Raw genomic sequence first — 7,751 nt, 5'->3', positions numbered from 1 at the left:
GCTCAAAGTAAAAGTGAAAGGGGAGGGACTTGAAGCCTCCCATGTCTATAAATGACTATACTTTTACCAGCTATGAGGATGTGGCGATGCGGAGATTTTATACAAGAACTAATGGCAGACTCATCTGATGCGTTAAAGTCGGCTATTGAGTTCTCCCTAAAAATAAAATGGCCCCACCGCTGAAGGGCTGTAGGGCGCAAGGACAGTTAAACGCTAACTTGATTGTCGGGAAATTTAGCATCAATGATACTCTGCTATGTGACGATTTTACGATCGTCCATTCACTAATCAACTCTCCCGTATCAAAAAATGTAACCCAGCACCGATCGAATTCAACCTGTCCTATTCTAAAAACAATACCTCATGCATTCTGACTAGCAGCTCCCTAAAGCTGCTTTTTTATTGCGATGAGTTTTTGGCTGCGGGACTTGCGGGTTCTTGGCAATAACATTTTGAGCAACAGTCGCTACACTTCAATACTGCCCTAGGGGTTTTCAGTTCCACTCCAGGTTTGTCGGTAATGGGTAATTAGTAATTGGGAATTAGTAACGCGCAACCGGGAATCGGCAATTGAGAAGCTTTACCTCACGAGGCTGGAAAACTGCTATGATTACGGCGCGGAACGGGGAATTAATCCGGGGGTGGGGGATTGAAAAAAAATAAGCTGTATTTATTGATGGGCGATCTGATAGTTTTCGGCTAAATATCCATTGCGAGTTATAGAATTTGGTTGGATGAATTTCCCGTTCCGAATTAAGAGAATACGAGCCTGCCTGTTTTTGCCCAAAACTCGATCGCTCCGCCCAACCCCACACCTGTTAAAGAAATGGTAGCTAATACCGCAAAAGCCCGCCAATTTTTCCAACCAGATATTTGAATATCGAGTCTTGCCAAAGCTCCGGCTGAAATCAAGAGTAAACAAGTAGCAAAAAGGTGCATCCAAGCAATAATTACTACTGCTACAAAAGCTCCTAAAATTATAGAAATAAAAGCACCCATATCACTCGAAAACCACCGCAAAATTAATGCTTTTATGTCTTTCAACGGGAACGAGAAGGCGGCAGTCAACACTAGAATTGAAGCTATGGCTAGAAACCAAGTCAGGTGCGGGGGAACATCAAACTCAGATAATTTCCAGCCAAAAGTGAAATAAGTAACAAAAAGTAGAGTTAGGGAAACCCAAGAGTTTTTTTTCATCCAATGGCACAATTAGGAGAACCAGGCAAAAAAAAAGATGATGCTCCCGATGAGTTTGTACAGGGCTTAGAGGTTAGTAGAAATAGCTTGCACCGGACAAGTAGGGATGCACTGCTCGCAAACGATACAGCGCGATCGAGCAAAACTTAGTTTAAAGCTTTCTGGGTCAAGGGTCAAGGCTTCTGTCGGGCAAACCCCCGTACATAAACCGCAGTCAACGCAGATATCTTCGTCTATAAGTATTTCCCGACTGGCTAGGGAAACGCCGATATTTTGCGATCGCATCCAGTCGATCGCGGCTTCTAGTTGGTCGATGTCCCCTGATAACTCTAGCACCAGTTTGCCCACCTGATTCGGAGCCACCTGAGCGCGGATAATGTTGGCTGCAACATTAAAATCCTTTGCCAGTCGATAGGTGACAGGCATTTGGATCGATCGTTGGGGAAACGTCAGTGTTACCCGTTTTTTCACCCTGCAAGTCCTCGGTAATTTACAAACAATCTTTGTTATCTTCTGTTTTAGCGCACTTAATCTAATTACTGCCTTTAGCACAAATTTTTATGAAATGGGTCTGATTATCTCAAAATGTGGTATAATCTGAATCTATTATTTAAAATAAAAACATAGAAATCAAAGCGCAATTTATTTTATGACCCAGAATTCGCCCAAGTCAACGGTCGCCCCCGTCGCCAAAAATCCCGAAACAAAAGTCGCCACGCGCCTCAGAAACTTATTGATCGTGTTAACAGCGATCGCCCTTTCAATATCCATCTTCTTCGGGCTGCAAACCCAAACGCCGTCAAGCAGTCTCACCGACATGGCAAAAGCTTCAACGCCATTAGAAACAGCTTTGGTAAATGGCAAACCGACACTCATGGAATTTTATGCTAATTGGTGCGGTAGCTGTCAGGCAATGGCTAAGGATCTGAGCGAAATCAAACAGAAATACGCCGAACCGATGAATTTTGTGATGCTGAATGTAGATAATGACAAATGGCTGCCCGAAATCACAAAATATCGAGTAGATGGCATTCCGCACTTTGTCTATTTGAACGATAAAGGCAGCGCCGTTGCTGAAACGATGGGCGAAATGCCGCGCAGTATTATGGAAGCTAACTTAGAAGCTTTAATTGCAGGAAAACCTCTGCCACACGCCCAAGCAGGCGGTCAAGTTTCTAATTTTACTCCCCCCACAGGGCCTGTGAAAACAAGTAGCTCCGACCCCCGCGCCCACGGCTCTCAAGTACAGTAAATGAAGGAAGTTCGGCAACGGATTCTGTAACGGATGTAACGGATGTCAGGAAGAAGGAAGAAGGAAGAAGGAATAAAGAAGAGGGAAAAGGGAAGAAGACTTTAGGAACAGGCAAGATTCCTGTTCCACAAGAAAGTTTATTTGTTGTGGAACAGGCATCTTGCCTGTTCCTGATGGCGATAAGTTAGAGAGATTCAAAAGCCCCTTGCAATTTCTGCCAATCTGCGTTGTGGGCGATCGACTACCTCTAAAGAAATATTCACAAAAACTTTTGGGAATATTTATTAAGATTTATTATACTCCTCGTAAGGTGCGTCAGTAGATATTCTCTCACCGCCTAGAAAAATTCAAGACTGACGCACCCTACTAGAATTAGTCTGAATGACGGGGCCGACTCTTCAATCTAAAATCTAAAATCTAAAATCTAAAATCGAATGACTCCTGACAAAACCGGATTCAGTATTAGCGCGACCGCGATTCGTCGCCACATCGGCACCCTCATGCTGACACTTGCTATCATAATCGTGGGCCTTTTCTACATCACCCAACTGCCCGTTGACTTGCTACCCTCCATCACCTATCCCCGCATCGGCGTGCGCTTGAACGCCCCAGGCGTATCCCCAGAAGTAGCAATAGACGAAGTTACTCGCCCCCTCGAACAAGGGCTGTCCGCCACTGAAGGCGTCATGCAAGTTTTCTCCCGCACTCGCGAAGGACAAGTCAGCGTCGATTTATTCTTCAGACCGGGGGGAAACATCGACCAGGCCCTCAACGACGCCACCGCCGCTGTCAACCGCATCCGCAACCGACTTCCCGATACAGTTGAATCGCCCACTCTATTCAAAGTGGACCCTTCCCAGCAGCCGATTTACGAATTTGCCCTCACTTCCGACTCCCTGCAAGGAGTAGATTTGCGCGTATTTGCTGACGAAGAATTATCCAGAGAACTAAACGTAATTCCTGGAATCGCAGCAATTGACGTGGCCGGCGGCGTGCAAGAAGAAATTCAAGTAAATATTGACTTAAATCGCTTGCAATCTTTAGGTGTCAGTATTTCTGACGTTTTATCAGCGCTCGAATCCCGGAACCTGGACACTTCCGGCGGGCGGCTGCGGCAAGAAGCAGCAGAACCTTTAACCCGCACCGTCGGGCGATTTCAGAACGCGAAAGAAATTCAGGCAATTTCTTTTCAAGCATCGGGTTCCAATCCGCCAAAACGAGTTTTTCTGCGCGATTTTGCTCAGGTAATTGACGGTACAGAAGAAGAGCGAGTTAAAGTATTTCTCAATCAGAAATCAGCCGTAAAAATTAGCATTCAAAAGCAGCCAGACGCGAATACAATTTCAGTTGTAGATGGCATCAAAAAGCGGCTAGAAGAATTAAAAACATCCGGGGCAATTCCCGAAGGTACGACTATCGTTACTACTTTTGATGAGTCTAAATTTATCCGCGATTCTATTAGTAACGTCGTATTTTCTGGTTTAACCGGGGCTGTTTTAGCGGGGGCATCTGTATTGCTTTTCCTCGCTTCACTTCGCCAAACTTTGATTATTGTCCTGGCAATTCCCCTCGCAACTTTAATGGCGATTATCCTGATGGGAGTTTTTGGCCTATCTCTGAACGTTTTCAGTTTGGGTGGTTTGGCGCTGGGTGTGGGAATTGTGGTCGATAACTCGATCGTCATGCTGGAGAATATTGTCGAAGGAACCAGCAATGCAAACAGTGCCAACGGCAAGCAGCGTTTAAGTAACAAGCAGTTGATTCAGCAAGCAGAAAAAAGCAGCCAAGAATTAGAATCAGCTTTATTTGCTTCCACCATCACTAACTTAGTTGCCGTACTGCCATTTTTGCTCATCGGCGGCTTAGTTTCCTTACTTTTCAACGAATTAATTCTCACCATCACCTTTTCTGTCGCCGCCTCTCTGATTGTCGGATTGACAGTTGTACCGATGATGGCTTCTCGACTGCTAGCGCTGCGGGTATCCAGCGGTTTGAGCAACTTTTGGCCGCTGCGCGCATTCGATCGAGCTTTTACCAATGCTACCGCCGGCTACGGGAAATTTTTATCGGGAGTAGTGCGGTGGCGGTTGATTATCATTGCAGTAGCGATTATTGGATTGGGTGGCGGCAGTTGGCTGATGGCTGGTCAAATTCCCCAGGAAATATTGCCCAGAATTAATACCGGTCAAGCGAGATTGTTTGCTTTGTTTCCTGCAGGCACAAATTTGGCAACCAACCAAAAAATCATGGCAGAAGCTGATAAAATTATCCTCAGCCAACCAGAAACTCAATACACTTTGACGACGGTGGGCGGGCTGTTATTCGGCAACAATACGGTTGAGAATTTGCTGCGCGGCGGCTGCAACATTACGCTGAAACCGGGCACCAATACATTGGATTTTGTGCAGCGAGTTACGCAAGAATTGAATAAAATTGATTTGCCAAAAAACACTCGTTTGCGCCTGATTCCAGAAAATGTGCGGGGTTTGGTTTTAACTAATTCGCCAGTGCGGGGCGCTGAAGTAGATGTCCTGCTTCAGGGCGAAAATGAACAAATATTGCAGCAAACTGGCCGCGAGATATTGGCAACTTTGGATCAAAAGGTAAAATTAGCTCGTTTTCGCCCGGATGGAGACCCGCAGCAAACGGAAGTGCAGATTCGCCCCAACTGGGAACAAGCGGAAGTCTACGGGTTGAATGCGAGGCAAATTGGAGAGGCGATTCAGACAGCAATTCAAGGTTCTGTTCCCACGCAATTGCAGCGGGGAAACCGTTTGGTTGATGTGCGGGTACAGTTCGATCGCGATTCTGTCCAATCGGTTTCGGAACTAAAATTTATTCCTTTAACTGCTAGGGATAACAGCATTATCCGCTTGAGCGATGTGGCGAATATTGAACTGGGAAAAGCGCCGGGGGAAATTCAAAGGCTTAACCAGCGCCAAGTTTTCTTGATTGCGGGGAATATTAATAAGGGCGCGAGTTTGGGCGATGCTTTGAAACAAGTGGATGCAGTTTTGTCAGAAATAAAATTGCCGCAAGGAGTGCGAGTCATACCGAGTTCGGCGGCGGAAACCAACCGGGAATTGCAAAGTTCGCTGATTGTTTTGGGTTCTTTGGCGGCGTTTTTGGTATTTGTGGTAATGGCGGTGCAGTACAATTCGCTTGTCGATCCGCTGGTGATTATGTTAACGGTGCCCCTGGCTTTGGCTGGGGGGATTTTCGGGTTGTATGCGACTAAAACTCCGATCGGCGCAACGGTGATTGTGGGGGCGATTTTGCTGGTGGGAATTGTGGTAAATAATGCGATTATTATGGTGGAGTTGGCGAACCAAATTGGGGAAGATGAAAAGGTCGATCGCGCCACAGCAATTCTCAGGGCCGCACCTCAGCGCTTGCGTCCGATTTTGATGACAACTATTACTACAGTTTTGGGTTTATTCCCCCTAGCTTTGGGCATTGGCGACGGTTCGGAATTCTTGCAACCGCTGGGTGTGGTGGTGTTTTCCGGTTTGTCGCTGGCGACGCTGCTGACGCTGTTTATTATTCCGTGTTTTTACATTTTGCTGCACGATTTATTTGGTATGTTTGCAGGGAATAAGAAACCGCAGGCGGTTGCTATTCCTGTGCAGAAGGTGGGGAGAAAGACTCCGAATTTGTAATAATTTAGTGCCAGCAAATACGCGCTTTTCCCACAATCCGACAGGGAATGAATTCCCTGCCTCATAGCGAAAGTCGGTTAAAACCGACTGTAGATTTTGACGGGAAGTGCGATCTATTTCAGTCCTCTTTTAGAGGACTTTTACTATGAGACAGGGAATTCATTCCCTGTCGGGCTGTCGGTTAAAACAGACTGTAGATTTTGAGGAAAAATACGATCTATTTCAGTCCTCTTTGAGAGGACTTTCGCTATGAGACAGGGAATTCATTCCCTGTCGGACTGTCGGACTTACCAACAATACTGGTACGGCATTTGATGTTAAGTTGACGCGCCGATAATTAGTCGGTAAGGTGCGTCAGTAAACAGTCTCTGACTCCCCAAAGAAATTCCAGACTGACGCACCCTACGATAAATGCTGCAAGATTTCAGTTAAAATAGAGCTTATTTACGCTGAAATATCTTTATGCTGATTTTACCAAAACATGAAAAACAAATTGACTGGGGTATCTTAGCCATAAATCAACGCACTGATTCCGATTGGACTATTGCGACAAGTTGCGATCACAAAAAAGTCACTTTAGTCGATCGTAACTTGTCGCCAAAATACGAATACCACCTTCCCGACGAAATTAGCTGTTTAGCCATCAGCCCCAAAGGCGATTTGCTGGCAGCAATTATGGCAAATGGCAATCATTTAGCAATTGTGGCAGCAGAAAACCAGCTAGTTTTTGAAGAACAGCTACCTAACCCTCCTGTTAAGTTTTCGTATAACAAAAATGGATTTCAGGACTGCTGGTTTGATGCAGACGGCGTGCGTTTTTGGTGCATGAAATTAATTGAAGGCGGGGAAGTCGAGATTCAAATTCGCGATACCAATTCGTGGCAAATCCAGCGACAACTTTTGCTCAAAGACCCTCTTGGCGCCGGCAGTTCTTTCTCGTTTCACCCGCACCCAGAAAATCACATTTTAGCTCTTTATGCTGCTGCCGGTCAGCACGGACAGCAAATCTACTGGCTTTATGATGATGGTACGAGAATTCATGCCGTGGAGGTTCCCTGTCTCTATGATACAGCGCCTCCAGAATTTCATCCTGCTGGTGGCGAATTTGTGGTTATAAATAATTACGATCGACAAATCAGCCGATTCAGTTTTCCTGACTGCAATCTACTTGGAATATGCGAATGCCCTTGTCCTGATTCGGATGACTGGTTTAGGTACTCTATGTGCTACCTATCAGACGATCGCCTTCTAATTGACACGGTTCAAGGAAGAATGTATTTAATCGATCTTAAAAAAATGGAGATATCAGATGAACTGATTTTAAGCGGTCATGAACCCCGTCCTTCTGAAGAACTTTACCCTAATCTCAAGGATGTTGAAGAAGGGCTTTGCAGCGACTTGGACTGTTTTTATCGATTTGATTCAGATAGGATTCTTTCCGTTCACTCACAACTGCCGAGTCAAAAACCTGACTCTAAACAGAAGACATTAGTTATCTTCGGGGGAAAAGAGCTGTTTGGTTCGCTGGCGAAGGTACAACAATCCGCACCCTACAGTAAATTATTCATTCAATCTTTAGGCATTTCTTAAGGATTTTCAATACAAAACGCTTTTTGTGCCGTGTTAGCTTTTCACTCGCTTTC

General features: G+C 45.4%; 5 protein-coding genes. 3 read left to right on the top strand and 2 right to left on the bottom strand.

What is annotated here, in order from left to right:
- Nucleotides 1-753 precede the first annotated feature (753 nt).
- Nucleotides 754-1,197 carry a hypothetical protein gene (locus QUB51_RS15295; RefSeq protein WP_333058561.1) on the bottom strand — a complete coding sequence of 148 codons (444 nt, stop codon included), beginning with the start codon at nucleotides 1,195-1,197 and terminating at the stop codon, nucleotides 754-756.
- 66 nt (nucleotides 1,198-1,263) lie between these two features.
- On the bottom strand, nucleotides 1,264-1,668 hold the full coding sequence (locus QUB51_RS15290) for an NIL domain-containing protein (protein ID WP_190741019.1): 405 nt from the start codon (nucleotides 1,666-1,668) through the stop codon (nucleotides 1,264-1,266).
- Nucleotides 1,669-1,846: 178 nt separating this feature from the next.
- Between QUB51_RS15290 and QUB51_RS15285 the strand changes: the two genes are divergently transcribed.
- The 3 genes from QUB51_RS15285 to QUB51_RS15275 all read left to right on the top strand — a co-directional run bounded on the left by QUB51_RS15285 (nucleotide 1,847) and on the right by QUB51_RS15275 (nucleotide 7,698).
- Nucleotides 1,847-2,449, top strand: a complete 603-nt coding sequence (locus QUB51_RS15285) for a thioredoxin family protein (RefSeq protein WP_333058562.1) — start codon at nucleotides 1,847-1,849, stop codon at nucleotides 2,447-2,449.
- A 434-nt stretch (nucleotides 2,450-2,883) separates the two neighbouring features.
- Nucleotides 2,884-6,108, top strand: coding sequence for an efflux RND transporter permease subunit (locus tag QUB51_RS15280; RefSeq protein ID WP_333208285.1), 3,225 nt, complete (start codon nucleotides 2,884-2,886; stop codon nucleotides 6,106-6,108).
- A gap of 462 nt (nucleotides 6,109-6,570) precedes the next feature.
- Entirely contained in the window at nucleotides 6,571-7,698 is a 1,128-nt protein-coding gene (locus tag QUB51_RS15275; RefSeq protein WP_333262227.1) for a hypothetical protein, read from the top strand.
- The last annotated feature ends 53 nt before the right edge of the window (nucleotides 7,699-7,751 follow it).

This window comes from Microcoleus sp. AT8-A3, assembly GCF_036705675.1.
In the GTDB taxonomy this organism is placed as follows: domain Bacteria; phylum Cyanobacteriota; class Cyanobacteriia; order Cyanobacteriales; family Microcoleaceae; genus Microcoleus.
This window is presented reverse-complemented; position numbering and strand designations above follow the sequence as displayed.

Coding starts and splice junctions, on each gene's coding strand:
- QUB51_RS15295 (WP_333058561.1), bottom strand. CDS start 1,197: ATGAAAAAAAACTCTTGGGTTTCCCTAACTCTACTTTTTGTTACTTAT.
- QUB51_RS15285 (WP_333058562.1), top strand. CDS start 1,847: ATGACCCAGAATTCGCCCAAGTCAACGGTCGCCCCCGTCGCCAAAAAT.
- QUB51_RS15280 (WP_333208285.1), top strand. CDS start 2,884: ATGACTCCTGACAAAACCGGATTCAGTATTAGCGCGACCGCGATTCGT.
- QUB51_RS15275 (WP_333262227.1), top strand. CDS start 6,571: ATGCTGATTTTACCAAAACATGAAAAACAAATTGACTGGGGTATCTTA.